Consider the following 25,386-nt stretch of genomic DNA (forward strand, 5'->3'; position numbering starts at 1 on the left):
GCAATCTAGTAAAAAAATTTCTCGTTTTATTAAAACTACATTAAAAACTGCTTGATATAATCGTCAAAAATTAATGAAATCAAAACAATTAGAAAATACCCAATTAAAATTTAAAAAATTATCTGGTAAAATCCAAATCGATGAAACATTTATTAAAGAAATTTATAAAGGAAATTTCAAACATAAAACTGATCCACGAAGAATTTACCTTGATCCATTCGCAACTAATACTAAATGCTGTATTAAAATGGCAGTTGATAATAATAACAATATTTATGTTAAATCCACAAACACCAAACGTTTACAAAAACAATGAGTTATTGAAAATATGAACAAAGAATTAATTAACCAAAATTCAATTATTACTTCTGATATGCAAAAATTATATTTTTTAGTAGCAAAACAAACAAATTCTACTTTATGTGTAACTAAAACAACAATTAATCCTGAAGCTAGTTATCGTAACTTAAATAAAATCAGTAAATTACAATCTAGTCTTAAAGAAGCCTTAATTCATTATCATGGTTTAGGTTTTACTAATATTCAAAATTATTTAAATCTCTGAAAATGAAAATACCAACATAAGGGTTTAAATCCAAACCAACAAACAGTGTTATTATATTTTAATGTATAAAAAATTAAAGTAAAAATAGTAATTTTACATAAAAGCCTTTTAAAATTATCAAGTTGATGATTTTTTTTATTTTATCAAGAGTTTTCGACAAAATTAAAAGAATTATTTTATTTTGTTAATTGATACAATATTCGTAGAATACATGGCAGTTTAAATTATTTAACGCCTGTTGAATTTAGAAAATGACAGTCTACATAAAAAAAGTGGATAGGTTACAATAATTTGGACCATATTTATTTGGACTTTCAAATAAAATAAAATTATTAAGAAAGTAGGAAGATAAAAATGGGAAAAAACTCATATTCAAATGAATTTAAAAAACAAATTGTCATGCTTTATCAAAACGGAAAAAGCGTTGTTGAAATTATTAAAGAATACGGGATTTCAAAATCAGCCGTATATCAGTGAATTGAAAATTTTAATAATTTTGGGTCATTTAAAGTGCAAGATAATCACACTGTCGAAGAAAATGAATTAATTTACTTGCGAAAAGAAAACCAACAATTACGAATGGAAAATGACATTTTAAAGCAATTAGCACTGATAATTGGCAAAAAATAGGAATTATTAACAATAATAAAGAAAAATACCCCGCGCTAAAAATGTGTCAAATATTAAAAATAGCAAAATCAACATATTATTATCAAAATAATAATTGTGTTAAGTATGATGTTAATAATTATGAAGAAGAAGTTATCAGTGCATTTAATAAAAGTCGTAAAATTTATGGTGCTCATAAAATTAAAGCTGTTTTAATGAGAAAAGATATGATCTTATCATGTCGAAAAATCAGATTCCTTATGATCAAAAATAATTTGGTTTCTAAATACACCAAATTAAAATATCGTAATCACAAAACAATGGTTAATAATGACCAGATTAGTAATGTTTTAAATCGTCAATTTAATAACAAAAAACCTAATGAAGTTGTTGTTAGTGATTTAACATATGTGCAAGTTGGAGGAAAATGACATTATATTTGTTTATTAATTGACTTGTTTAATCGAGAAATAATTGGCTATAGTGCCGGACCAAACAAAACCGCTGAACTAGTTCAACAAGCTTTTCATAAAATAACACGACCATTAAATAAAATAACTTTATTTCATACTGATCGTGGTAATGAGTTCAAAAATAAAATCATTGATGAAATTTTAATAACCTTTAATATTAAAAGATCATTGAGTGCGAAGGGTTGTCCTTATGACAATGCTGTGGCCGAAACAACTTACAAAACTTTTAAAACGGAATTTATCAAGGGTAAAAAATTTGAAAATTTAACACAATTAAAATGCGAATTATTTGATTTTGTTAATTGATACAATAATCTTAGAATACATGGCAGTTTAAATTACCAGTTTTTAGCACTCTTAAAAATTTTTGATGAGTTTCACTTTGCAATAAAAGAGCGGTGTTATCTCATTTTCCGCCACTGTAATTTATCTCATAGGGTGGATCGGTAATGATAATATCAACACTATTTTCTTTCATCTTTTCTATTTCCTTTAAACAATCATTATTCTTTATTTCATATGTGAAACTCGTATATTTTTTCCCTTATAAAATGTCAATAAAAAAGAACTTTAAAATAGTTAAAGTTAATTAACTAAATTTAAAGTTCTTTTTTATTTTGTAATGGTCTTTCCACAATAAACTGCCTCCTAGTTTATTTGTGAAAATAAAAGTCTAATATTTATCTATACCCCAGAGAATTTTACACTACCAAATAAAATTAATAGCCACTAAATCCTTTAAATATAAAAAAATGTTAACATTTGTAAAAAGAATTAAAAATTTATTCCCTTTTATTATTTTAAAATTCCTTCAATTCCTTTAATTTTATTAATTGCTTCTTGAAAATTTTTAACCTTGAAAATTTTCTTTTTACTAATATCATTGTATTTTAAACTACCTGATATCATCTCATTAATACCATATCCAGGAATTTCCTCAATATCAATATTTGATTGATACAACCTAAAATCACTATAAACACATATTAAATATTTTTCTTCCTGCAAACATTGTTCAAAGGCAAAACCATATTCCATATATGTCCCACTATCACGGCCATCAATATCAAATATTACATATTTTGACTTTTTAATCTCTTCATAATCTTTTTTAAATATCTCGTTATTTTCTGGCGTAGCATTTTCACTATTAAAACTAAACTCAATGGGATTTAAAATTTCAAAATTATCACCTAATTGCTTTCTTAAATTTATTCCTTCTGCTTTTCTCTGATTTTGTTCTGCTTCACTAAATAATGGTCCCGCATTATAAACAAATATTTTTTTCATTCTTATTGTCCCTTTCCAAATACTTATCTTTTAATATCATTACGAAAGTGGTACTACTTTCGTAATGATATTATATTTAAAATATTGCTGGTGAAGTTGCCAATTTATGAACAAAAATCCAAAATTATTATTTAATTTCTAATCCCAAGAAGTAAACTTTTGTAAATATTCTCTAATTGCTTTTTTTATATAAGATGTCTTATTTTTTTCAAAATGTTTCTTCTTAAAAGCACGATCTCAGCCACCATACATCGCAGTACCACCAATTAAACCATAAGTACTATATCAACAAGTTAATTTTTCTTGAATATTATCAAGGTATTTTTAATTTTTTAATAACCTATCTGGTTGTTGTCCACAATTAGCATAATATTTTGTAATTTCGTTATTTTTTCTAGTAAAACGAACGGCTAGTGCTACTTGCCCAAAAAGTTGTTGGACATCATTATCCTCTAAATAATAGTTACGATAAATATTATCCTTAGCATTAGTGAAATTAGAATTAAAATCATTAATATCATCACCTAATACCATCATAATGCGAATATTAACAGCAATCCCTTCTTTAATATGCAATTTATTACTGTTTAAATAATGATAACGATCTTCTTTTTCTTTAATAATATTTCTATGGATAGGTTACAATAAGTTGGACCATATTTATGTGGACTTTCAAATAAAATAAAATTATTAAGAAAGTAGGAAGATAAAAATGGGGAAAACTCATATTCAAATGAATTTAAAAAACAAATTGTCATGCTTTATCAAAACGGAAAAAGCATTGTTGAAATTATTAAAGAATACGGAATTTCAAAATCAGCCGTATATCAGTGAATTGAAAATTTTAATAATTTTGGATCATTTAAAGTGCAAAATAATCGCACTGTCGAAGAAAATGAATTAATTTACTTGCGAAAAGAAAACCAACAATTACGAATGGAAAATGACATTTTAAAGCAAGCAGCACTGATAATTGGCAAAAAATAGGAATTATTAACAATAATAAAGAAAAATATTCCGTGCTAAAAATGTGTCAAATATTAAAAATAGCAAAATCAACATATTATTATCAAACTAATAACTGTGTTAAGTATGATGTTAATAATTATGAAGAAGAAGTTATCAGTACATTTAATAAAAGTCGTAAAATTTATGGTGCTCGTAAAATTAAAGCTGTTTTAATGAGAAAAGATATTATCTTATCACGTCGAAAAATCAGATTCCTTATGATCAAAAATAATTTGGTTTCTAAATACACCAAATTAAAATATCGTAATCATAAAACAATGGTTAATAATGACCAAATTAGTAATGTTTTAAATCGTCAATTTAATAACAAAAAACCTAATGAAGTTGTTGTTAGTGATTTAACATATGTGCAAGTTGGAGGAAAATGACATTATATTTGTTTATTAATTGACTTGTTTAATCGAGAAATAATCGGCTATAGTGCCGGACCAAACAAAACCGCTGAACTAGTTCAACAAGTTTTTCATAAAATAACACGACCCTTAAATAAAATAACTTTATTTCATACTGATCGTGGTAATCACCAGTTTTTAGCACTCTTAAAAATTTTTGATGAGTTTCACTTTGCAATAAAAGAGCGGTGTTATCTCATTTTCCGCCACTGTAATTTATCTCATAGGGTGGATCGGTAATGATAATATCAACACTATTTTCTTTCATCTTTTCTATTTCCTTTAAACAATCATTATTCTTTATTTCATATGTGAAACTCGTATATTTTTTCCCTTATAAAATGTCAATAAAAAAGAACTTTAAAATAGTTAAAGTTAATTAACTAAATTTAAAGTTCTTTTTTATTTTGTAATGGTCTTTCCACAATAAACTGCCTCCTAGTTTATTTGTGAAAATAAAAGTCTAATATTTATCTATACCCCAGAGAATTTTACACTACCAAATAAAATTAATAGCCACTAAATCCTTTAAATATAAAAAAATGTTAACATTTGTAAAAAGAATTAAAAATTTATTCCCTTTTATTATTTTAAAATTCCTTCAATTCCTTTAATTTTATTAATTGCTTCTTGAAAATTTTTAACCTTGAAAATTTTCTTTTTACTAATATCATTGTATTTTAAACTACCTGATATCATCTCATTAATACCATATCCAGGAATTTCCTCAATATCAATATTTGATTGATACAACCTAAAATCACTATAAACACATATTAAATATTTTTCTTCCTGCAAACATTGTTCAAAGGCAAAACCATATTCCATATATGTCCCACTATCACGGCCATCAATATCAAATATTACATATTTTGACTTTTTAATCTCTTCATAATCTTTTTTAAATATCTCGTTATTTTCTGGCGTAGCATTTTCACTATTAAAACTAAACTCAATGGGATTTAAAATTTCAAAATTATCACCTAATTGCTTTCTTAAATTTATTCCTTCTGCTTTTCTCTGATTTTGTTCTGCTTCACTAAATAATGGTCCCGCATTATAAACAAATATTTTTTTCATTCTTATTGTCCCTTTCCAAATACTTATCTTTTAATATCATTACGAAAGTGGTACTACTTTCGTAATGATATTATATTTAAAATATTGCTGGTGAAGTTGCCAATTTATGAACAAAAATCCAAAATTATTATTTAATTTCTAATCCCAAGAAGTAAACTTTTGTAAATATTCTCTAATTGCTTTTTTTATATAAGATGTCTTATTTTTTTCAAAATGTTTCTTCTTAAAAGCACGATCTCAGCCACCATACATCGCAGTACCACCAATTAAACCATAAGTACTATATCAACAAGTTAATTTTTCTTGAATATTATCAAGGTATTTTTAATTTTTTAATAACCTATCTGGTTGTTGTCCACAATTAGCATAATATTTTGTAATTTCGTTATTTTTTCTAGTAAAACGAACGGCTAGTGCTACTTGCCCAAAAAGTTGTTGGACATCATTATCCTCTAAATAATAGTTACGATAAATATTATCCTTAGCATTAGTGAAATTAGAATTAAAATCATTAATATCATCACCTAATACCATCATAATGCGAATATTAACAGCAATCCCTTCTTTAATATGCAATTTATTACTGTTTAAATAATGATAACGATCTTCTTTTTCTTTAATAATATTTCTATGGATAGGTTACAATAAGTTGGACCATATTTATGTGGACTTTCAAATAAAATAAAATTATTAAGAAAGTAGGAAGATAAAAATGGGGAAAACTCATATTCAAATGAATTTAAAAAACAAATTGTCATGCTTTATCAAAACGGAAAAAGCATTGTTGAAATTATTAAAGAATACGGAATTTCAAAATCAGCCGTATATCAGTGAATTGAAAATTTTAATAATTTTGGGTCATTTAAAGTGCAAAATAATCGCACTGTCGAAGAAAATGAATTAATTTACTTGCGAAAAGAAAACCAACAATTACGAATGGAAAATGACATTTTAAAGCAAGCAGCACTGATAATTGGCAAAAAATAGGAATTATTAACAATAATAAAGAAAAATATTCCGTGCTAAAAATGTGTCAAATATTAAAAATAGCAAAATCAACATATTATTATCAAACTAATAACTGTGTTAAGTATGATGTTAATAATTATGAAGAAGAAGTTATCAGTACATTTAATAAAAGTCGTAAAATTTATGGTGCTCGTAAAATTAAAGCTGTTTTAATGAGAAAAGATATTATCTTATCACGTCGAAAAATCAGATTCCTTATGATCAAAAATAATTTGGTTTCTAAATACACCAAATTAAAATATCGTAATCATAAAACAATGGTTAATAATGACCAAATTAGTAATGTTTTAAATCGTCAATTTAATAACAAAAAACCTAATGAAGTTGTTGTTAGTGATTTAACATATGTGCAAGTTGGAGGAAAATGACATTATATTTGTTTATTAATTGACTTGTTTAATCGAGAAATAATCGGCTATAGTGCCGGACCAAACAAAACCGCTGAACTAGTTCAACAAGCTTTTCATAAAATAACACGACCATTAAATAAAATAACTTTATTTCATACTGATCGTGGTAATGAGTTCAAAAATAAAATCATTGATGAAATTTTAATAACCTTTAATATTAAAAGATCATTGAGTGCGAAGGGTTGTCCTTATGACAATGCTGTGGCCGAAACAACTTACAAAACTTTTAAAACGGAATTTATCAAGGGTAAAAAATTTGAAAATTTAACACAATTAAAATGCGAATTATTTGATTTTGTTAATTGATACAATAATTGTAGCACCAGTTTTTAGCACTCTTAAAAATTTTTGATGAGTTTCACTTTGCAATAAAAGAGCGGTGTTATCTCATTTTCCGCCACTGTAATTTATCTCATAGGGTGGATCGGTAATGATAATATCAACACTATTTTCTTTCATCTTTTCTATTTCCTTTAAACAATCATTATTCTTTATTTCATATGTGAAACTCGTATATTTTTTCCCTTATAAAATGTCAATAAAAAAGAACTTTAAAATAGTTAAAGTTAATTAACTAAATTTAAAGTTCTTTTTTATTTTGTAATGGTCTTTCCACAATAAACTGCCTCCTAGTTTATTTGTGAAAATAAAAGTCTAATATTTATCTATACCCCAGAGAATTTTACACTACCAAATAAAATTAATAGCCACTAAATCCTTTAAATATAAAAAAATGTTAACAAATAATTTTACAAAAATGTTGATAGAAATTATTTTTTAAATTCTATCAACATTGCTTCTTCATTTGTAAAAAGAATTAAAAATTTATTCCCTTTTATTATTTTAAAATTCCTTCAATTCCTTTAATTTTATTAATTGCTTCTTGAAAATTTTTAACCTTGAAAATTTTCTTTTTACTAATATCATTGTATTTTAAACTACCTGATATCATCTCATTAATACCATATCCAGGAATTTCCTCAATATCAATATTTGATTGATACAACCTAAAATCACTATAAACACATATTAAATATTTTTCTTCCTGCAAACATTGTTCAAAGGCAAAACCATATTCCATATATGTCCCACTATCACGGCCATCAATATCAAATATTACATATTTTGACTTTTTAATCTCTTCATAATCTTTTTTAAATATCTCGTTATTTTCTGGCGTAGCATTTTCACTATTAAAACTAAACTCAATGGGATTTAAAATTTCAAAATTATCACCTAATTGCTTTCTTAAATTTATTCCTTCTGCTTTTCTCTGATTTTGTTCTGCTTCACTAAATAATGGTCCCGCATTATAAACAAATATTTTTTTCATTCTTATTGTCCCTTTCCAAATACTTATCTTTTAATATCATTACGAAAGTGGTACTACTTTCGTAATGATATTATATTTAAAATATTGCTGGTGAAGTTGCCAATTTATGAACAAAAATCCAAAATTATTATTTAATTTCTAATCCCAAGAAGTAAACTTTTGTAAATATTCTCTAATTGCTTTTTTTATATAAGATGTCTTATTTTTTTCAAAATGTTTCTTCTTAAAAGCACGATCTCAGCCACCATACATCGCAGTACCACCAATTAAACCATAAGTACTATATCAACAAGTTAATTTTTCTTGAATATTATCAAGGTATTTTTAATTTTTTAATAACCTATCTGGTTGTTGTCCACAATTAGCATAATATTTTGTAATTTCGTTATTTTTTCTAGTAAAACGAACGGCTAGTGCTACTTGCCCAAAAAGTTGTTGGACATCATTATCCTCTAAATAATAGTTACGATAAATATTATCCTTAGCATTAGTGAAATTAGAATTAAAATCATTAATATCATCACCTAATACCATCATAATGCGAATATTAACAGCAATCCCTTCTTTAATATGCAATTTATTACTGTTTAAATAATGATAACGATCTTCTTTTTCTTTAATAATATTTCTATGGATAGGTTACAATAAGTTGGACCATATTTATGTGGACTTTCAAATAAAATAAAATTATTAAGAAAGTAGGAAGATAAAAATGGGGAAAACTCATATTCAAATGAATTTAAAAAACAAATTGTCATGCTTTATCAAAACGGAAAAAGCATTGTTGAAATTATTAAAGAATACGGAATTTCAAAATCAGCCGTATATCAGTGAATTGAAAATTTTAATAATTTTGGGTCATTTAAAGTGCAAAATAATCGCACTGTCGAAGAAAATGAATTAATTTACTTGCGAAAAGAAAACCAACAATTACGAATGGAAAATGACATTTTAAAGCAAGCAGCACTGATAATTGGCAAAAAATAGGAATTATTAACAATAATAAAGAAAAATATTCCGTGCTAAAAATGTGTCAAATATTAAAAATAGCAAAATCAACATATTATTATCAAACTAATAATTGTGTTAAGTACGATGTTAATAATTATTAAGAAGAAGTTATCAGTGCATTTAATAAAAGTCGTAAAATTTAAGGTGCTCGTAAAATTAAAGCTGTTTTAATGAGAAAAGATATTATCTTATCACGTCGAAAAATCAGATTCCTTATGATCAAAAATAATTTGGTTTCTAAATACACCAAATTAAAATATCGTAATCATAAAACAATGGTTAATAATGACCAAATTAGTAATGTTTTAAATCGTCAATTTAATAACAAAAAACCTAATGAAGTTGTTGTTATTGATTTAACATATGTGCAAGTTGGAGGAAAATGACATTATATTTGTTTATTAATTGACTTGTTTAATCGAGAAATTGGATAGGGTACAATAAGTTGGACCATATTTATGTGAACTTTCAAATAAAATAAAATTATTGATGAAATTTTAAGCACTTTTAAAATTAAAAGATCATTAAGCAATAAGGGTGCCCTTATGAAAATGCTGTGGCTGAAACAACTTACAAAACTTTTAAAACGGAATTTATCAAGGGTAAAAAATTTGAAAATTTAACACAATTAAAATGCGAATTATTTGATTTTGTTAATTGATACAATAATCTTAGAATACATGGCAGTTTAAATTATTTAACGCCTGTTGAATTTAGAAAATGACAGTCTACATAAAAAGTGTCCAAAAAAGGGTTGTCATACCATTCCTTCAGATTTTTCAACGGCCCCCTTAATTGTTGCGCCTTTAAAAATCACTTTTAAAGTTACAATGTTTTGTTGTGATTCTTTTGTTAAGTTAATCATATTCTTCCTCCTAATAATAAAATTATATAAATTATAATACTTTTGATTGCACAAATGCCGTAATATATTGATATAATCATAAAATAGATTAATAAGGGAAGAGGATATAACTAATGAAACGAATTAATGCTGATAAGAAGTATCAATGAGATTTAAGTTATTTATTTACTAGTGATGACGAATGAACGAAGGCGTTACAAAATTATATTAGTCATTATGGTAAATTGTATAATTTAAAAGGGAAATTACATCAACAAGAAAATTTTAAGCAATATATTTTATTGTCAGAGGTGGGAGAAATTTTAGGTGCAAAACTTTCACAATATTTACATTATGGTAGTTTAGATACTACTGATGAACGATTTATTAATTTAAGTAATTTAATGATGAACGAGTCATTAAAAATTCAAACTAAGATGTCATTTGTTGAACCGGAATTAAAACAAATTGGTGCGGAAAAAATTATACAAATGTTAGCAAATGATGCAGAATTAAAAAATTTTGAATATGATTTTCGGTCATTTTTTGAAAAAGTAAAATATTTATTAACAGAAGAACAAGAGGAATTATTAAACAATGTAGCTAAAACGCGAAGTACTAGTTATCAACTTTATGATTTATTATCATATGCCGATAAGGAAAAACAATATCTTTATTATGAAGGTAAAAAACAGGAATTAACAGAATCATTAGCAACTTCAATAGCACAATTATCGCGCCCCAAAGAAGATCAAAAATTACGACGAGAAACTAGTATGTTATTAAACAAACATTTAATTACAAAGAAACATTCATTAGCTAAAGTGTATGAAGATATTATTCAATATAGTGTTGAAGAAGTTAAATTAAGAAACTATGAAAGTTCATTGCAAGCATCATTATTAGGTGATAAAGTATTGCCATATATGTATTTAACTTTATTAGAAGTTGGAAAAGCATATATTCATTTATATCGGCGTTTTATTAAAATTAAACAAAAATATTTTCAATTAGATAAGTTTTATGCAACTGATAGTCATTTATTAATGAATAAAACAGAAAATAATAAGTATACTGTGATGCAAGGGATTGCAATGGTAAAAGCAGCTTTTCAGCCATTGGGATCAGAATATTTAACGATGTTAGATATCACTTTATTACCAGGGCGAATTGATTATTTTGAAGATACTAACAAACGCAGTGGGGCATATTCGTCATCAGGTAAAGGTGTTGAACCAATTATTTTAATGAATTGAGATGATTCATTACGATCTGTTGCTACCTTAGCACATGAATTAGGGCACTCCGTACATACATTATTTTCTAATAAGTATCAACCGCCTAATTTAGCACAATATCCGATTATTTTAGCAGAAGTGGCATCAACTTTTAATGAGCATCTTTTATTTAAATATCTGTATACGCAAGCTAAAGAAAAAGATGAACAAATTTATTTATTGGAAACAAGAATTAATGATTTAATGGCTACTTTCTTTCGTCAAATTCAGTTTGCTAAGTTTGAATGGGAAGCTCATAAATTAGTTGAACAAGATCAACCGATTAATGCTAGTATTTTAGCAAAACTGTTTAAAGATGTTTCAATTGAGTATGGTTATGATGTTTATGATGAAATTGCTGATGATGGCATTTATGTTTGACCACGAATTTTACATTTCTTTAATTCCCCTTATTATGTTTATAAATATGCTACTTCTGTGACAACTTCGTTTAAGTTATATGATGATTTTGAAAAGGGTAATAAAGATAACATTTTGAATTTTCTTAAAGCAGGGGGTCATAAAGAACCAATGTTAATTTTGCAAGATGTTGGCATTGATTTAACACTGGAAGCAACCTACGTGCCGTTAATGGAGCATTTGGAGCAACTATTGGATGAATTGAAAAAATTATTACAGCTTTAAAATAACAACTAAATTAACTTGTATAAAAGATGTTAAAAGTCAGAAGTTTACTTCTGACTTTTTTAAATTAGTTTTTAAAATGGGTCACAATGTCATTTTTAGAAAATAGTTTCAATGGAAATCATTTAATTTTAGATATAATAATGTCATTATAAGGTTAAGAAAAATATTTATATTTTGAGGGGTTGATAGTTTTTAAATTTATCAAGTAAAGTTTAAAAAATATAAGTAATTAAAAATAGAGGGGTAGTTGCTAAATGCTTAGTCTAAAATCAGGTGAGAGACTTATACAAAAAACAGTTTTTTTAAAAATATTTTATTTAAAACTAGCAATATATTTATTATTATATATTTTGTTGCTAATTCCGATTTCTAATCGCAATGAAACATTTTATATTTTTTTAACAATGGTTGTAATATACCACAGACTTATGACAAACACAAGAAGTTTTTAAAAGGGTCGCGTTTAGTTTTATTAGGTATTGCTTTGAAGAAGTAAAACAATCAGCTAATTATATTATTTAATTACTAAACCAACCCTGCCTTTCTTGTTATTGTCATTTTTATTCGTTACCATTTTATCATGCTATTGAATTTTTACACAATGAAAAATTTTTTTTAATTTTGTAGAAAACTCTTGATATTTATTGAATATACTTAATTTTAGGTATATTTTTAATATGATAGAGGTGGATAATAATTATGGAAAAAATAATTCAAGAACTAGTAAATACTTTAACAGATGATCAATTTTTAGAATTTTATGAAAAAGTCAAACAACAAGCAGAATTAATAAAAAAAAACAAAAACGTTTAAATGAAATTGATCAAAAATTTAGAGCACAAGGTATTAAATGCCCTGAATGTGAATCTTACCATTGCGTTAAAAATGAACATAATTCAGAAGTAAAACAAAAATATTTATGTAAAAATTGCCGTGCAAGTTTTGACGCTTTTTGTAATCATTTTATTTATTGAAGTCATTTAAATTATGAACAATGAAATTTATTGATTCAAATTTCATTGCTGGGGCAATCTAGTAAAACAATTTCTCGTTTTATTAAAACTACATTAAAAACTGCTTGATATAATCGTCAAAAATTAATGAAATCAAAACAATTAGAAAATACCCAATTAAAATTTAAAAAATTATCTGGTAAAATCCAAATCGATGAAACATTTATTAAAGAAATTCATAAAGGAAATTTCAAACATAAAACTGATCCACGAAGAATTCACCTTGACCCATTCGCAACTAATACTAAATGCTGTATTCAAATGGTAGTTGATAATAATAACAATATTTATGTTAAATCCACAAACACCAAACGTTTACAAAAAAAATGAGTTATTGAAAATATGAACAAAGAATTAATTAACCAAAATTCAATTATTACTTCTGATATGCAAAAATTATATTTTTTAGTAGCAAATCAAACAAATTCTACTTTATGTGTAACTAAAACAACAATTAATCCTGAAGCTAGTTATCGTAACTTAAATAAAATCAGTAAATTACAATCTAGTCTTAAAGAAGCCTTAATTCATTATCATGGTTTAGATTTTACTAATATTCAAAATTATTTAAATCTCTGAAAATGAAAATACCAACATAAGGGTTTAACTCCAAACCAACAAACAGCGGTATTATATTTTAATGTATAAAAAATTAAAGTAAAAATAGTAATTTTACATAAAAGCCTTTTAAAATTATCAAGTTGATGATTTTTTTTATTTTATCAAAAGTTTTCTACAAAATTAAAAGAATTATTTGATTTTGTTAATTGATACAATAATTTTAGAATACACGGCAGTTTAAATTATTTAACGCCTGTTGAATTTAGAAAACGACAGTCTACATAAAAAAGTGGATAGGTTCCAATAAGTTGGACCATATTTATGTGGACTTTCAAATAAAATAAAATTATTAAGAAAGCGGGAAGATAAAAATGGGGAAAAACTCATATTCAAATGAATTTAAAAAACAAATTGTCAATTAGGATTAATTTTTCTTAGTAATGTTTCCGTTTCCAAAAGTTGACCTAATGTTGTTATATTTGCACTTTTATAATTCTTAACAAATTGTTTTCGTGCCAAAAATCCCAAATGATTAAGCATAGTTTCTTTAGTTGGTTTTTTAGTATAGTCAAATCAATTTTTATATTTGTCAAGAATAATTTTTTTATTATGAACCTGCGAAATAATCTGCTCTAAATTATTAGCCGTTGTTATCCCTAAGTGACTAATAATTTTATTTTCTTTCGCTAGATTAAAAAATTTTGTTGTTTTATAAGCTCTTGATATCTTACTAATTTCACCAATAGCTGGCGTTAAATTAAGTAAATTGCTTATTGTATTACTTTGTTCTTTATAAATATCATATACTTGATTAATTGTAAAATCAGTTACAACACGCACACTTGAAGCAATTAATTGGGATGTTAAATTTGATAATCCAGCACTTAGAGAAAATTTTAGCGACAGACCAGCAGTAAATTTTGCTAATAAAATACCAATGATTTGCACACCTACAAATTTTAATAATTCCAGTAAAAAATCATTTTCTTGTTCTTGGGGCATTTGCGTAGTTTTAATAACTCTCAACTGCAAAGCAGTTATATTAGTTCCAATGGGCATAATCTAAAAAAGGCTACCTATGTAATATAGCCTAATTTCCTTTTTAATCATCTTTTTGACCTTGGTCTCCGCCCGGGTCTGGTGTTGATTTATGATAATGAACCATTTTGGCTACAGCAACTTTGCCAGTAAAAAATTCTCGTTAAGAGATATAAACTTGCCCCATATATTTTTCGTCTGTATACATACCTACATCCATAGGTAAATCAATACCTGTAAATGTCGCATATGCCAAAGTATTAACTCATATCATATTAACATTTTCGGGCAAGCGAGATTTGGGCACTTCAATAGTTATACAACCTATTAAACAACACCGACAACTCCGTTAACCATACCTAGCACGCCATCAGGAGAAGTGGTTACCAATTTCGCATAAGTAGCTTTGGCCACTACATCAGCCGCCGCGAGCAAGAAACCACTTGTCCACTCATTTTCAGAATTGACAACAGCAATTCTCATTTTTGCCATTTCTTCAAGAATTGTGTTTTTAGTAATCGGTTTTGCGGTCGCAATTGCTGTACCGCCACCGCCAGCCACTAATTGTTCAGCGTCGTATTTGTCATAAATTTCAGCCATTTGTTGGCGAAGACGAATAATCTTACTTTCAATGAATTTGGGACCTACTGCTTTATTCTCTAAACGCCCTATGCGTTCTTGAATATCAATTACCTTGTCCAAGGTAGCTTCTATTTTTTTTCTCGTTGCATAGTTAGATTTGGAACCAGTATTTGGGTCTCATGTTATGTTAATAACTCCGTACGTTGCAAGTGGAATAACTACTTTCTCGCCATATTCAAATTCGGTAAAAGCTATTTCGTTTGCAAAAAGTTGGTGAATTAAACTTCCTGTTCGCGGAAATTCGGGTCTTCATTTTCTTGAAACCAATGTTCTTAATTGGTCAACATTAATAAAAAACGCCATTATTATTTATCTTCCTTTCTTTTAAACATTAACTCCTGAGGGGTTAAAGCATCTGATGAAAAAATTATTTCTTATGAGTCAGAAGGGTTAGTATTTTTATCATCAGCCTTATTTGGGACGTCTCCTGTATCTAATGTGTTTTTAATTTTTGGCATCGTGGCCACAAAATTATTAATATCATTTTTAATTACTTCAATATCATTTTCAAAATTAATTGAGTTTTTCACAAAATTAATAAATTGATTATCAATATTAGCATCTTGAATTAATTTATTAATTTCTTGTTCTTTTTTATCCGCCAAATATCTTTTTCTTTGTTGGCAAGTTTTTTTAGTGCATCCGTTTCTCTTTGTAACAGATTTTTTGCTTTTTCCTGAAAATTAGCAGTATAGTCATTTTGCTCAGTGAAGCCGCGATATAAATTTTTCACCTTAAAAGTCCCATCAGCATTTTTTTCGGGTTGTCCGTCTTCACCAATAAAGACGATTTTTTGGTATGGCAACCCTTTTTTGGACACTTTTTATGTAGACTGTCATTTTCTGAATTCAACAGGCGTTAAATAATTTAAACTGCCATGTATTCTACGATTGTTGTATCAATTAACAAAATCAAATAATTCGCATTTTAATTGTGTTAAATTTTCAAATTTTTTACCCTTGATAAATTCCGTTTTAAAAGTTTTGTAAGTTGTTTCAGCCACAGCATTGTCATAAGTACAACCCTTCGCACTCGATGATCTTTTAATATTAAAGGTTATTAAAATTTCATCAATGATTTTATTTTTGAACTCATTACCACGATCAGTATGAAATAAAGTTATTTTATTTAATGGTCGTGTTATTTTATGAAAAGCTTGTTGAACTAGTTCAGCGGTTTTTTTGGTCCGGAACTATAGCCAATTATTTCTCGATTAAACAAGTCAATTAATAAACAAATATAATGTCATTTTCCTCCAACTTGCACATATGTTAAATCAATAACAACAACTTCATTAGGTTTTTTGTTATTAAATTGACGATTTAAAACATTACTAATTTGGTCATTATTAACCATTGTTTTATGATTACGATATTTTAATTTGGTGTATTTAGAAACCAAATTATTTTTGATCATAAGGAATCTGATTTTTCGACGTGATAAGATAATATCTTTTCTCATTAAAACAGCTTTAATTTTACGAGCACCATAAATTTTACGACTTTTATTAAATGCAATGATAATTGGCAAAAAATAGGAATTATTAACATCATACTTAACACAATTATTAGTTTGATAATAATATGTTGATTTTGCTATTTTTAATATTTGATACATTTTTAGTACGGAATATTTTTCTTTATTATTGTTAGTAACTCCTATTTTTTGCCAATTATCAGTGCTGCTTGCTTTAAAATATCATTTTCCATTCGTAATTGTTGGTTTTCTTTTCGCAAGTAAATTAATTCATTTTCTTTGACAGCGCGGTTATCTTGCACTTTAAATGACCCAAAATTATTAAAATTTTCAATTCACTGATATACGGCTGATTTTGAAATTCCGTATTCTTTAATAATTTCAACAATGCTTTTTCCGTTTTGATAAAGCATGACAATTTGTTTTTTAAATTCATTTGAATATGAGTTTTTCCCCATTTTTATCTTCCTACTTTCTTAATAATTTTATTTTATTTGAAAGTCCACATAAATATGGTCCAACTTATTGGTTTCGCAAGAATATATAACATAACAATATTTTTTAGCCATTTCGTACTTGCTCAATATTTAATCTAATTTAAATCAGTTTCTTTTAGCCATTCGGGAATAATATAATTAAAATTAATATTTTTATCAGCTTCAGATTTTTTAATATTTTCTAAAAATTTTTGTCGATTTTTAATTTTAACTTCTTCATACAAATTAATAATTTTTCGCCCCTTAATGGTTGTAATTTTCTGTGCACCGTTGGTATCATAATTAATAACTTCATAATTATTTTCTGTAAAAATACTGATCACCATCTGATTTGCATGTTTAATTGATGGGTATACTAGTTTGCGAGGAACTCAAGAACCACCACCACTATTGGGAATTGATAGTAAAATCGCATTTGTTGTTTCAGCAACAATATATTTTTTATTCAAAAATAAATTTTTTAAGTTAGTCATTATTTATTAACTCCTCATATCAATAATTTTTTATTTTTTGTAAAAAGATAATATACATCCTTCCTTATATGCAATTTCCTAGTTAGCTAACATAGTTAACTATCTAAATAAATCTATGTTATCTCTTTTATGTTAACTAAGTTATGTTAACTAAGTTATGTTAGCTAACTAGGTGCGAGAAATGCTGGAAATTACCAAAAAGCATTTTTTGGCACACCTAAAAAGTGTTCTCATATTTACAACACAATTTTTAGATAGAGTTTAGTTTTTTGTTCGAACAAGTTAATAAAGTTAGTTTAATTTTATTAATTAAAATACCCACCTTCTTTAAAAAATTATTGTTAAGAGGAGTATTCTTGCTGGTCTAAAATGGTTACCTTGCACACATAATTATAAACCAATCTCCAATATTTATACGAAGTGCATATTTTGTTTTACAAAAGAACAAAAAAGACGATATTATTGTCTTTTTTTTATCTCACTACATCTTTGTTATATGCCCTTTCTAAAGTTGTAAAAGAATTAGTACTAATAACAAAAAATGATCAAATGATAATTGTTAATCAATAACGAAATTTAGAACGCAATACTAGAAGTTGTAATATAATTCCTGAAACAATACCAACTAATAATCTTGGTACAATACTAAATAATGGATTTTGAAAAACTACTGCCAAAGGTCCAGGTCCACCTATAATAAATGATGCTAAAAAAGAACTTAATCCTAATAATAATCCTGAGATAACACCAACAATAAATGGGTTCCGCTTTAAAATTTTAATTCAAATAATACTAATAATCATTACCACACAAGGAACTAAAGTAATACTAATAACACTAATTTGAATATAACCTAGAAACGGCGTAAAAGTAAATAATAGTAGTAAGGCCACACTAAGAGTTAAATAACTAATTGCCTTAACATTTAACATTTAAATCATTGTCCTGTAAAAATTTAATTACTTGCGTTGCAAGAAGACCCGTACCACTCAAATTAATTACTCTGATAGTATCATCAATTATTTTCCATTGTAATATTAACGCATTATTAAAATCAATAATTTGTAAAACATTTTCATATCATTCAATAATATTTAAATTATTATTAAATGTCTCTTCATACATTTCTAAATCTTCATCATTATTTAAACGATAAGCATCCATATGAATTAATTTAAATGATTGTTTTGGAATTACATACTCATTCATAATAACAAATGTTGGCGAATTAACTACCGCTGAAATTTGCAAGGCATCTGCTAAATATCTTGTAAATGTTGTTTTCCCGGCCGCCAATGCTCCTTGCAACAAAATAAAACCCGGCTGCTTAGCATATTTAGCAATAATAGCTCCCAATGCTTCTGTTTGTGCCTCATTATGAGTTATAAACTGCAAATTCATCACTTATTTTGGTTCTCCTCTACTAATCACTTCATCTAAATCACTAATAATATTTTTAACATCATTAAAATCATTAATTCGTGCTCCCGCAGCAAAATTATGACCACCACCATTATATTTGCCAGCAACAGTATTAACAAAAAATTTATTTGATCGTAGTTCAACACGAATATTATGATTTTCATCCTCGCAAAAAAATACTCAAATTGGTTTATTTTTAACATTAGCTAATAGATTGACCTTACTAGCAACAGTATTATGATTAATGCCTAATTTCTTTAATGTTTTGTTATCAAATACTAAATATAAAACTCCCTTCTTTGAAGTTTGATAATTTTCATAAACAAAACTCATAAATTTTAAATCTTCTTCACTAATTTGATACATTTCACGATATAATTGATCTAAATCAAACCCTTTTATTAATAAAAAACTAGCAAGACTAAATGTTCTGGCATTAGTTCGTGAATAAAGAAAACGACCACTATCTGTTACCATTCCATGATAAATAATTCTTGCTGCTAACGGCGTAACTTTTAAATTACATTCCTTAACTCATAAAGCAATCATTTCACTAGCTGAACCAAATTGTTCATCAACTCAAATAATATCACCATAAGGTTCAACATTGGGATGATGGTCAATCTTAATAATAGTTTTCGCTAATTTATATCGGTCATCATCAACTCGTGCTAAATTACCACAATCACCAATAATAACTAAACTATCTTTAAAATCATCATCACGCACTGTATCCATAGTCCCAATAAAGTTTAAATAATCACTATTCGTTCCCGCCGCCAGGACAATCTTATCAGGTCAATTAGTTTTAATTATTTCTTTTAAACCTAACTGCACACCATAAGCATCACCGTCAGGAATAATATGACGAAGCAATATAATTCGATTATGTTCCTTAATTAACTGCAAAATCTTATCTTTCATATTTTTACCTTCCTAAAATTCCTTATTAAGGTAATTTTATAACAAATTCTCTTAATTTTAAAATAATAAATAATTTTACTAAATTTATTATTTTTAATAAATAACTCTAACATATTTTTTTAATTTTGTAAAAAACTCTTGATATTTATTGAATATACTTAATTTTAGATATATTTTTAATATGATAGAGGTGGATAATAATTATGGAAAAAATAATTCAAGAACTAGTAAATAGTTTAACAGATGATCAATTTTTAGAATTTTATGAAAAAGTCAAACAACAAGCAGAATTAATAAAAAAACAAAAAAGTTTAAATGAAATTGATCAAAAATTTAGAGCACAAGGTATTAAATGCCCTGAATGTGAATCTTACCATTGCGTTAAAAATGAACATAATTCAGAAGTAAAACAAAAATATTTATGTAAAAATTGCCGTGCAAGTTTTGACGCTTTTCGTAATCATTTTATTTATTGAAGTCATTTAAATTATGAACAATGAAATTTATTGATTCAAATTTCATTGCTGGGGCAATCTAGTAAAATAATTTCTCGTTTTATTAAAACTACATTAAAAACTGCTTGATATAATCGTCAAAAATTAATGAAATCAAAACAATTAGAAAATACCCAATTAAAATTTAAAAAATTATCTGGTAAAATCCAAATCGATGAAACATTTATTAAAGAAATTCATAAAGGAAATTTCAAACATAAAACTGATCCACGAAGAATTAACCTTGACCCATTCGCAACTAATACTAAATGTTGTATTCAAATGGCAGTTGATAATAATAACAATATTTATGTTAAATCCACAAACACCAAACGTTTACAAAAACAATGAGTTATTGAAAATATGAACAAAGAATTAATTAACCAAAATTCAATTATTACTTCTGATATGCAAAAATTATATTTTTTAGTAGCAAAACAAACAAATTCTACTTTATGTGTAACTAAAACAACAATTAATCCTGAAGCTAGTTATCGTAACTTAAATAAAATCAGTAAATTACAATCTAGTCTTAAAGAAGCCTTAATTCATTATCATGGTTTAGGTTTTACTAATATTCAAAATTATTTAAATCTCTGAAAATGAAAATACCAACATAAGGGTTTAACTCCAAACCAACAAACAGCGGTATTATATTTTAATGTATAAAAAATTAAAGTAAAAATAGTAATTTTAGATAAAAGCCTTTTAAAATTATCAAGTTGATGATTTTTTTTATTTTATCAAGAGTTTTCGACAAAATTAAAATTCTTTTTTATTATTATTTATAGTAAAATTGATACATTATCAATGAGATTTATTTATTTTAGGAGGAATTACTATTGAAACCACGCTTATTATCAGGTATTACTAATACTGGAAAAATTACTATTGGTAATTATATTGGTGTTATTCAAAATTTTATTAAATTACAAGAAGAATATGATGTTTTTATCTTTGTTGCCAATTTGCATGCTATTGTCTCAATAAAAAATCATGACCACGATGTTCTTAAAAATAATATTCGTGATTTAGTTGCGTTATATGTTGCTTGTGGTTTAGATCCCGATAAGATTACAATTTTTGCTCAATCTGACATTTTAGAGCATTGCCAATTAGGTCATATGCTGCTATGTCATACATCAATGGGAGAACTAAATCGCATGACACAATTTAAAGATAAAACACAATCATTTAAACAACATAATAATACTGAAACGATACCAACAGGATTATTTACTTATCCAGCATTAATGGCGGCTGATATCTTACTATATGATGCTACTATTGTTCCTGTGGGAATTGATCAAAAGCAACATCTAGAATTAACAAGAAATATTGCGATCAGAATGAATAATAAATATGGTAATATCTTTACAATTCCAGAACCATATATTGCTCCTAATGGTAAAAAAATAATGAACTTACAAAATCCCTTAAAAAAAATGTCAAAATCACATGAAAATCCTAAAACTTACATTTCTCTTTTAGATAATTTAAATGATGTTACCACAAAAATTAAAAGCGCCATTACTGATAGTGAAAATAAAATTTTTTATGATGAAATTAATAAACCAGGAATTAGTAATCTTTTAAATATTTATTGTGCTTTTACAAATACTACAATTGAAGAAGCAACAAATGAGTTTTCTGACCAAAATTATGTTGTTTTTAAAGAAAAAGTTGCTAAAGTTGTTTGCCATCAACTTGAAATTATTCAAAGAAAATATAACGAAATTATTGCTAATAATAAATGAAAACATTGATTATTGCAAGGAAAAGAAAAAGCAACAAAAATTGCTCACGAAAAATTGCAATTAATCCAAGATAAAATCGGGATTAATTACTAAAAATAAAGGAGAAAAACAATGATTAAATTTAATCATATTGATAAAAAAAGATTAATCCTTATTGACCTTGATGGAACAACATTAATGGATGATGGAAAAACAATGCATCCATTAACTATTCAAGGATTACAAAAAACTATTGCTCAAGGTCATATTGTTTGTATTGTTACAGGAAGACCCCGCCGTGGAAGTATTTCTTTTTATAATGAACTAGGATTAAAAACATTACTTTGCAATTTTAATGGTGGTCACATTCATGATCCATTATTAAGAGAATTTAAACGCTTAGTATTTCCAATTTCTTATGACACCGTAAAAGCAGTTTTAAAAGAAAACGATGTCAAAACTTCTTTATATAATGGTCTTGTAGAATACTACAACAAAGCAGTTTGCTTAAAACAAACAGAAAATTTTGAACGATACTTTCATTTAACAGATATTCCAACGGACAATTTTATTATTGGCAATCTTTTAGAAAACTGAAGTGGTTCTGCTAATAATATTGTTTTACAATTAAAAAGTCCCCAACATTTAGATAAAGTTATTCGTAGTTTAGAAAAATATACTAATACTTTAAAAATTAATATTTGAACGCATGATAATGACAAAGAACACCCTGTTCTAGACCTATCAAATAAATTTATTAATAAAGGGATGGCGGCTGAAATTCTTTCACAATATTACAATATAGATATTAGAGATGTTATTGCCTTTGGTGATGAATTTAATGATTTAGAAATGATTACCAAAGTTGGTTATGGTATTGTAATGAAAAATGGTATTGAAACTTTAAAAGTATTTTCTAAAGATATTACTGAACATACTAATGATGAAGGTGGTGTTGGCATATATTTAGAAAAACTATTAAACTTATAACTTAAAACAAATAAAAAGATGCTTGGATATTACAAGCATCTTTTTAATATAGTACATTACCTACCAATATTAGTATGAATAATAATATTTTTCGGTTAATTTATTATTGTTTGAATTATCACCAATTTTAAGATGCCAAACATTCATTAACTATTTTTTATTTACTATTAATTCATTACATAAATTAATAAACTCATCAATCGTAACTGTTATTTGTTCTTCTTTACTATATTGACGATAAGTAATCTTTTTAGTAGCAATTTCCTTTTGACCGATAACAATTTGGAAAGGTATTTTTTTAGTTTGCGCAATACGAATTTTATAATCTAACCGTTCACTACTAGCATCAACAAATGACCTTAAATTATGGGTTTTAAATAGCTTTTCTAATTCATAACAATATGCTTGATGCTCTTCTTTAATAGGAATTAAAGTAATCTGCTTAGGACTTAATCATAGTGGTAAAATTCCACCTGTTTGTTCTAATAAAACAGCAATAAAGCGTTCATAAGTGCCAATTAAACCACGATGAATAATAACAGGGCGAACTTCTTGTCCATTCTCATCTTGATAAGATAAATCAAATTTTTCTGGCAGTAAAAAGTCCAACTGAATTGTTGAAACCGTAATATTGTGTCCTAACACTGTTTTAATTTGAATATCTAATTTCGGACCATAAAAAGCTGCTTCGCCAAGCATTACAATATATTTAATTTTTAATTCATCTAAGGCTTCTTTTAAAACTTTCTCAGCTTTAATTCACATTTCATCATTATCATAATAACTTTTTTTATCTTGAAAATCTCTTAATGATAATGAATAGTAATTAACTTCAATATTTAATGCTAACAATATTTCGCTAATTAATTTAAATGTTGTTTGAAATTCAGTTTTTATTTGATCAAAACGACAAAAAATATGAGCATCAGTCAACTCCATTGCTCGAACGCGTTCTAAACCAGTTAAAGCGCCACTAGCTTCATAACGATATAATAACTCATGTTCAGCAAATCGTAATGGCAAATCACGATAAGAGCGTAATTTATAACAATAAATTAAACAATGATGTGGACACGACATCGGTCGAAGCACAAGTTGTTCATTATTCAATGACATAACCGGAAACATATTTTGTTGATAATGATCTCAATGACCACTAGTGCGATATAATGCTATTGCCCCCATTACTGGTGTTGCAACTTCTAAATAATCATAAAAGAACTCTTGCAAACGCAAATACTCTTGCAATTGTTTTTTAAGAATCATTCCATTAGGCAATCAAATTGGTAATCCTTGACCTGCCAATGAATCAAACATAAAAATTTCTAAATCTTTACCAATTTTTCGATGGTCTCGTTCTTTTCTTAAAGCAATTAATGCTAATAATGTTGCTAATTTCTCTTTTGAAAAATGACAAACACCATAAATTCTTTGAATTTGCTTATTGTTAGCATCATTATTTCAATAAACTCCAGCAAGTGATGAAAGCATAAAATTTTCAACAATTTTAGTATTATCTAAAGCAATAAAATTATTAATGAAGGAACTGTTATCAACAGTATATATACCAACAACACCTCTAAGTGTTAAAAGTTGTTCTAGAAAATAAGGATTATTTTCATATAATCGTTGTAAATCGTGCGGTGATTTTAACTCATATTTAATTTCTAAGTCTTTTTTAAGAAATTCTTGCATTTGCTTAGTAATAATTTCTAAATCTTGTTCTTTAATGTGGGTTTGAAAATCAAAATCAACAAAAAAACCTTCATCACCAACATTAATATTGGCAATTAGTAAACCCTTTCAATTAGTTTGTAATGTTTTTGCTAAAACAATAGCTGCTGAATAATTAATTACTTTTAATGCCTCATCTAAATCTTTTGTAATTATTTCTAATATAATATCATTTTCTAAAACATAAGTTTTAATATCTTTTCATTCATTATTAACTTTAACAGCAATAATATTTTCTTGTCAATTAGCATCAATACTTGTTAAAACATCACTAAGTACTACTCCTAATGGATACGATTTATTTTCATTATTAATTTTTACAGTAACAATTTGTTCCGTTGCCGACATATCCTATATCCTTTCTAGCGAAAAAGACGTTCATTAGCAAATTGAACG

28 protein-coding genes and 5 pseudogenes are annotated in these 25,386 nt (G+C 26.3%); 14 read left to right on the forward strand and 19 right to left on the reverse strand.

Annotated features, from left to right (window positions below):
* Positions 1-73 precede the first annotated feature (73 nt).
* The 3 genes and pseudogenes from I5Q57_RS04820 to I5Q57_RS04825 all read left to right on the forward strand — a co-directional run.
* Positions 74-634, forward strand: a complete 561-nt coding sequence (locus tag I5Q57_RS04820) for a transposase (protein ID WP_215825478.1) — start codon at positions 74-76, stop codon at positions 632-634.
* Between the two features lie 96 nt (positions 635-730).
* A pseudogene (locus I5Q57_RS09895) lies at positions 731-832 on the forward strand (IS3 family transposase); the annotation flags it as partial.
* Positions 833-919: 87 nt separating this feature from the next.
* Positions 920-1,989, forward strand: a pseudogene (locus tag I5Q57_RS04825) (IS3 family transposase); the annotation flags it as partial.
* Between the two features lie 453 nt (positions 1,990-2,442).
* On the opposite strand, the gene I5Q57_RS04830 reads toward I5Q57_RS04825, so the two are convergent.
* Both I5Q57_RS04830 and I5Q57_RS04835 read right to left on the reverse strand, forming a co-directional pair.
* Positions 2,443-2,937 (reverse strand): nucleoside 2-deoxyribosyltransferase, encoded by a 495-nt coding sequence (locus I5Q57_RS04830; protein ID WP_215825479.1) that lies wholly within the window; start codon positions 2,935-2,937, stop codon positions 2,443-2,445.
* A gap of 324 nt (positions 2,938-3,261) precedes the next feature.
* Positions 3,262-3,513 (reverse strand): hypothetical protein, encoded by a 252-nt coding sequence (locus I5Q57_RS04835; RefSeq protein ID WP_215825480.1) that lies wholly within the window; start codon positions 3,511-3,513, stop codon positions 3,262-3,264.
* A 174-nt stretch (positions 3,514-3,687) separates the two neighbouring features.
* Here I5Q57_RS04835 and I5Q57_RS04840 point away from each other — a divergent pair, with 174 nt between their 5' ends.
* Together I5Q57_RS04840 and I5Q57_RS04845 are read left to right on the forward strand one after the other, a co-directional pair.
* Positions 3,688-3,924: a helix-turn-helix domain-containing protein gene (locus tag I5Q57_RS04840; protein ID WP_369806574.1), complete on the forward strand. Its 237-nt coding sequence runs from the start codon at positions 3,688-3,690 to the stop codon at positions 3,922-3,924.
* Positions 3,925-3,965: 41 nt separating this feature from the next.
* Positions 3,966-4,598 (forward strand): DDE-type integrase/transposase/recombinase, encoded by a 633-nt coding sequence (locus I5Q57_RS04845; protein WP_215825482.1) that lies wholly within the window; start codon positions 3,966-3,968, stop codon positions 4,596-4,598.
* Between the two features lie 345 nt (positions 4,599-4,943).
* Here I5Q57_RS04845 and I5Q57_RS04850 read toward each other — a convergent pair whose 3' ends face one another.
* On the reverse strand, positions 4,944-5,438 hold the full coding sequence (locus I5Q57_RS04850; protein WP_215825479.1) for a nucleoside 2-deoxyribosyltransferase: 495 nt from the start codon (positions 5,436-5,438) through the stop codon (positions 4,944-4,946).
* Positions 5,439-5,762: 324 nt separating this feature from the next.
* Positions 5,763-6,014 (reverse strand): hypothetical protein, encoded by a 252-nt coding sequence (locus tag I5Q57_RS04855; RefSeq protein WP_215825480.1) that lies wholly within the window; start codon positions 6,012-6,014, stop codon positions 5,763-5,765.
* Between the two features lie 174 nt (positions 6,015-6,188).
* On the opposite strand from I5Q57_RS04855, the gene I5Q57_RS04860 reads away from it, so the two are divergent.
* Both I5Q57_RS04860 and I5Q57_RS04865 read left to right on the forward strand, forming a co-directional pair.
* Positions 6,189-6,425 (forward strand): helix-turn-helix domain-containing protein, encoded by a 237-nt coding sequence (locus I5Q57_RS04860; protein WP_369806574.1) that lies wholly within the window; start codon positions 6,189-6,191, stop codon positions 6,423-6,425.
* 41 nt (positions 6,426-6,466) lie between these two features.
* On the forward strand, positions 6,467-7,210 hold the full coding sequence (locus tag I5Q57_RS04865; RefSeq protein WP_246534668.1) for an IS3 family transposase: 744 nt from the start codon (positions 6,467-6,469) through the stop codon (positions 7,208-7,210).
* Here the strand turns inward: I5Q57_RS04865 and I5Q57_RS04870 are convergent.
* The 3 genes from I5Q57_RS04870 to I5Q57_RS04880 form a co-directional block, all read right to left on the reverse strand.
* Entirely contained in the window at positions 7,163-7,336 is a 174-nt protein-coding gene (locus I5Q57_RS04870; protein WP_215825483.1) for a class I SAM-dependent methyltransferase, read from the reverse strand. The genes I5Q57_RS04865 and I5Q57_RS04870 overlap by 48 nt on opposite strands.
* A gap of 379 nt (positions 7,337-7,715) precedes the next feature.
* Positions 7,716-8,210 (reverse strand): nucleoside 2-deoxyribosyltransferase, encoded by a 495-nt coding sequence (locus tag I5Q57_RS04875; RefSeq protein WP_215825479.1) that lies wholly within the window; start codon positions 8,208-8,210, stop codon positions 7,716-7,718.
* A gap of 324 nt (positions 8,211-8,534) precedes the next feature.
* The gene (locus I5Q57_RS04880) at positions 8,535-8,786 is read right to left on the reverse strand and encodes a hypothetical protein (protein ID WP_215825480.1); all 252 of its coding nucleotides are present in this window, start codon (positions 8,784-8,786) and stop codon (positions 8,535-8,537) included.
* 180 nt (positions 8,787-8,966) lie between these two features.
* Here I5Q57_RS04880 and I5Q57_RS04885 point away from each other — a divergent pair.
* A pseudogene (locus I5Q57_RS04885) lies at positions 8,967-9,957 on the forward strand (IS3 family transposase).
* Here I5Q57_RS04885 and I5Q57_RS04890 read toward each other — a convergent pair.
* On the reverse strand, positions 9,919-10,086 hold the full coding sequence (locus I5Q57_RS04890) for a hypothetical protein (RefSeq protein ID WP_215825484.1): 168 nt from the start codon (positions 10,084-10,086) through the stop codon (positions 9,919-9,921). The pseudogene I5Q57_RS04885 and the gene I5Q57_RS04890 overlap by 39 nt on opposite strands.
* Positions 10,087-10,199: 113 nt before the next feature.
* Here I5Q57_RS04890 and pepF point away from each other — a divergent pair, with 113 nt between their 5' ends.
* The 3 genes and pseudogenes from pepF to I5Q57_RS09900 form a co-directional block, all read left to right on the forward strand.
* Positions 10,200-11,987, forward strand: coding sequence for an oligoendopeptidase F (gene pepF / locus I5Q57_RS04895; RefSeq protein WP_215825485.1), 1,788 nt, complete (start codon positions 10,200-10,202; stop codon positions 11,985-11,987).
* Between the two features lie 680 nt (positions 11,988-12,667).
* Positions 12,668-13,651, forward strand: a complete 984-nt coding sequence (locus I5Q57_RS04900; RefSeq protein WP_215825486.1) for an IS1/IS1595 family N-terminal zinc-binding domain-containing protein — start codon at positions 12,668-12,670, stop codon at positions 13,649-13,651.
* Between the two features lie 96 nt (positions 13,652-13,747).
* A pseudogene (locus tag I5Q57_RS09900) lies at positions 13,748-13,849 on the forward strand (IS3 family transposase); the annotation flags it as partial.
* A gap of 114 nt (positions 13,850-13,963) precedes the next feature.
* On the opposite strand, the gene I5Q57_RS04905 reads toward I5Q57_RS09900, so the two are convergent.
* The 10 genes and pseudogenes from I5Q57_RS04905 to I5Q57_RS04950 form a co-directional block, all read right to left on the reverse strand.
* The gene (locus I5Q57_RS04905) at positions 13,964-14,623 is read right to left on the reverse strand and encodes a hypothetical protein (protein ID WP_215825487.1); all 660 of its coding nucleotides are present in this window, start codon (positions 14,621-14,623) and stop codon (positions 13,964-13,966) included.
* Positions 14,624-14,765: 142 nt separating this feature from the next.
* Complete coding sequence (locus I5Q57_RS04910; protein WP_215825488.1) at positions 14,766-14,909, reverse strand: hypothetical protein; 144 nt, start codon at positions 14,907-14,909, stop codon at positions 14,766-14,768.
* A gap of 20 nt (positions 14,910-14,929) precedes the next feature.
* On the reverse strand, positions 14,930-15,547 hold the full coding sequence (locus I5Q57_RS04915) for a hypothetical protein (protein WP_215825489.1): 618 nt from the start codon (positions 15,545-15,547) through the stop codon (positions 14,930-14,932).
* A 71-nt stretch (positions 15,548-15,618) separates the two neighbouring features.
* Positions 15,619-15,849: a hypothetical protein gene (locus tag I5Q57_RS04920; RefSeq protein ID WP_215825490.1), complete on the reverse strand. Its 231-nt coding sequence runs from the start codon at positions 15,847-15,849 to the stop codon at positions 15,619-15,621.
* Positions 15,813-16,064: a hypothetical protein gene (locus I5Q57_RS04925; protein ID WP_215825491.1), complete on the reverse strand. Its 252-nt coding sequence runs from the start codon at positions 16,062-16,064 to the stop codon at positions 15,813-15,815. Before I5Q57_RS04925 ends, I5Q57_RS04920 begins: the two co-directional genes overlap by 37 nt.
* A gap of 3 nt (positions 16,065-16,067) precedes the next feature.
* Positions 16,068-17,178 (reverse strand): annotated as a pseudogene (locus I5Q57_RS04930) (IS3 family transposase).
* Between the two features lie 134 nt (positions 17,179-17,312).
* Complete coding sequence (locus I5Q57_RS04935) at positions 17,313-17,690, reverse strand: hypothetical protein (protein ID WP_215825492.1); 378 nt, start codon at positions 17,688-17,690, stop codon at positions 17,313-17,315.
* 473 nt (positions 17,691-18,163) lie between these two features.
* Complete coding sequence (locus tag I5Q57_RS04940) at positions 18,164-18,622, reverse strand: hypothetical protein (protein ID WP_215825493.1); 459 nt, start codon at positions 18,620-18,622, stop codon at positions 18,164-18,166.
* On the reverse strand, positions 18,609-19,091 hold the full coding sequence (gene tsaE, locus I5Q57_RS04945; RefSeq protein ID WP_215825494.1) for a tRNA (adenosine(37)-N6)-threonylcarbamoyltransferase complex ATPase subunit type 1 TsaE: 483 nt from the start codon (positions 19,089-19,091) through the stop codon (positions 18,609-18,611). Before tsaE ends, I5Q57_RS04940 begins: the two co-directional genes overlap by 14 nt.
* A 3-nt stretch (positions 19,092-19,094) precedes the next feature.
* Positions 19,095-20,036 carry a DHH family phosphoesterase gene (locus I5Q57_RS04950; RefSeq protein WP_215825495.1) on the reverse strand — a complete coding sequence of 314 codons (942 nt, stop codon included), beginning with the start codon at positions 20,034-20,036 and terminating at the stop codon, positions 19,095-19,097.
* A gap of 203 nt (positions 20,037-20,239) precedes the next feature.
* On the opposite strand from I5Q57_RS04950, the gene I5Q57_RS04955 reads away from it, so the two are divergent.
* The 3 genes from I5Q57_RS04955 to I5Q57_RS04965 all read left to right on the forward strand — a co-directional run bounded on the left by I5Q57_RS04955 (position 20,240) and on the right by I5Q57_RS04965 (position 23,256).
* Positions 20,240-21,199 (forward strand): transposase, encoded by a 960-nt coding sequence (locus I5Q57_RS04955; protein ID WP_215825496.1) that lies wholly within the window; start codon positions 20,240-20,242, stop codon positions 21,197-21,199.
* A gap of 167 nt (positions 21,200-21,366) precedes the next feature.
* The gene (gene trpS / locus I5Q57_RS04960) at positions 21,367-22,380 is read left to right on the forward strand and encodes a tryptophan--tRNA ligase (RefSeq protein WP_215827057.1); all 1,014 of its coding nucleotides are present in this window, start codon (positions 21,367-21,369) and stop codon (positions 22,378-22,380) included.
* A gap of 18 nt (positions 22,381-22,398) precedes the next feature.
* Positions 22,399-23,256: an HAD-IIB family hydrolase gene (locus I5Q57_RS04965; protein ID WP_246534670.1), complete on the forward strand. Its 858-nt coding sequence runs from the start codon at positions 22,399-22,401 to the stop codon at positions 23,254-23,256.
* Between the two features lie 150 nt (positions 23,257-23,406).
* On the opposite strand, the gene thrS is transcribed toward I5Q57_RS04965, so the two are convergent.
* Entirely contained in the window at positions 23,407-25,338 is a 1,932-nt protein-coding gene (gene thrS, locus I5Q57_RS04970; protein ID WP_215825497.1) for a threonine--tRNA ligase, read from the reverse strand.
* Positions 25,339-25,386: the final 48 nt, after the last annotated feature.

Source organism: Spiroplasma endosymbiont of 'Nebria riversi' (genome assembly GCF_018831625.1).
Taxonomy (GTDB): Bacteria; Bacillota_I; Bacilli_A; order Mycoplasmatales; family Nriv7; genus Nriv7.